The sequence below is a fragment of the uncultured Ilumatobacter sp. genome, assembly GCF_963980585.1.
Classification (GTDB): Bacteria; Actinomycetota; Acidimicrobiia; order Acidimicrobiales; family Ilumatobacteraceae; genus Ilumatobacter_A.
The window spans coordinates 1-1,910 of record NZ_CAXCAM010000095.1 but is presented as its reverse complement, the minus strand read 5'-3'; the positions used below and the strand labels follow the sequence as shown (position 1 = coordinate 1,910).

Below are 1,910 nucleotides of genomic sequence, written 5' to 3'. Positions count from 1 at the left end.
GGTTGGACTGATTCGTCGTTCATTGGAAGATCCTCACTGGGGCGACTGGTACGAACCAAAAACTATCAGCGGCGTCGTGACTCGGGCACTCGCGGCAGGCTTGAACGAGTCGGTCTCCATCACGGCGACCGACCTCAACCAACCGATGCTCGATCACGCCGAGGCCATGGGCACCGCCGGTCCGGTCGAGTGGCAGCAGGCGGACGTGATGAACCTCCCGTTCCCCGATGCCTCGTTCGACGTCGTCGTGTGCCAGTTCGGCGTGATGTTCTTCCCCGACAAGGTCGCAGCACACGCCGAGGTCGCACGCGTACTCCGGCCGGGTGGCACCTACCTTTTCACTGTCTGGGATGCGATCGAGCAGAACGAGTTCGTGCATGTCGTCGAGCGGTCCCTTGCAGAGTTGTTCCCATCGGATCCGCCGAGGTTTATGTCACGCACACCACACGGCTATCACGACGACGCCGTGCTCCGCGCTGACCTCGCGATGTGCGGAGGATTCGCATCAGTCACGATCGACACCGTCGACGCACACAGCCGAGCGGCGACGTGTCACATTCCGGCGAGGGCATACCTCGAGGGCACACCGTTGCGAGCCGAAGTCGAAGCGCTCGACCCGAACGGCCTTGCTGTGGCACTCGAAGTGTCGGCTGCCGCTCTGACGCAGCGATTCGGTTCCGTCGACCCCGTCGGCAAGATCCGCGGTTTCGTTGTGACGGCTACGAAATCTGGACTGCTCCCAACGGTTCAATCAGGTTTCCTCTCGGACATCGAGCCGCGAGAATGACCAGATGAACACGACTGTCGAAGTCTTCGCCGACATCACCTGTCCATTCACGCACGTCGGTCTGAAACGGGTCATCGAACACGTCTCGATCCTCGACCATCCTGTCGACGTCGTCGTTCGAGCGTGGCCGCTCGAGTGGGTGAACGGCAGCGCGCTCGATGTTGCCCCCGTCCAGGTCAAGGCCGCCGCGCTGAGTGAACAGCTCGGCGTGGATGATTTTGCTGGGCTGCGGCCCGACCATTGGCCATCCACCACCCTGCCCGCACTCGAGCTGGCAGCAGCTGCATACGGCGTCGACGCCGCGACGGGCATGGCTGTGAGCCTGGCATTGCGCGTGGCGCTCTTCGAGCAGGGCCGTGACGTTGGCGACCTCAACGTCCTGGCTGAGATCGCTGCCGAACACGGTGTCACCCCGCACGACGAGAGCATTGCAGTGCGCGCCGACTACGAGGACGGACTGGCCCGTGGGGTCAGCGGTTCACCGCACTTCTGGGTGGGCGACACCAACTTCTTCTGCCCGGCACTGGACCTCGGACACGATGCCGAGAACCACCTCACCGCGCGGTTCGACCCCGACAGCCTCGCTCAGTTCTTCGCCACCATCGACGACTGAACCTCAGCAGCGCATCGCCTGCGACGATCCATCACGACCAGCGCGGCGTCGAGCGGCTCCGAACGATGTCACTACTGTTCGTACATGAGCAGCATCGACGAAGCGCAGCGTTCGGCGACCGAGGCGATTGCCAGTCCCGGTGATTGGTTGACCGGCGCACAGCGCATCGGCGTGTGGCGAGAAGCGCGAGCAGCCGATACCAACGAGCTCGATCAAAAGCGGCGACGGGCACTGTCGCCAAACGCGGTCAGCGGTTCACACGCAAGCACCGCTGAACTTTCAGCACCAGCGATGGAGGTCGTGCACCGCACAGCGTCAGATCCAGGTCGGCTCACACGGTCGTGGGCCGCCGAACAGATCGCTGCACTCGGCGAAGAGACCTACACGGAGCTGATCGGCGTCACGGCGATCGTCACGGTCATCGACCGGTTCCAGCGGGCCATGGGTCGCCCTGAACTGCCGCTCCCAACACCCGCCGCTGGCGAGCCAACGCAGGTACGTCCTGACGAC

At 63.8% G+C, this 1,910-nt stretch carries 2 protein-coding genes and 1 pseudogene; all 3 read left to right on the top strand.

The window, feature by feature from the left end; translation table 11 throughout:
* Positions 1-787, top strand: a 787-nt coding sequence (locus ACH2DW_RS15305; protein ID WP_394930607.1) for a class I SAM-dependent methyltransferase, incomplete at its 5' end; no start/stop codon positions are given.
* 4 nt (positions 788-791) lie between these two features.
* Complete coding sequence (locus ACH2DW_RS15300; RefSeq protein WP_394930606.1) at positions 792-1,400, top strand: DsbA family protein; 609 nt, start codon at positions 792-794, stop codon at positions 1,398-1,400.
* 84 nt (positions 1,401-1,484) lie between these two features.
* Positions 1,485-1,910: pseudogene (locus ACH2DW_RS15295) on the top strand (alkylhydroperoxidase-related (seleno)protein); the annotation flags it as partial.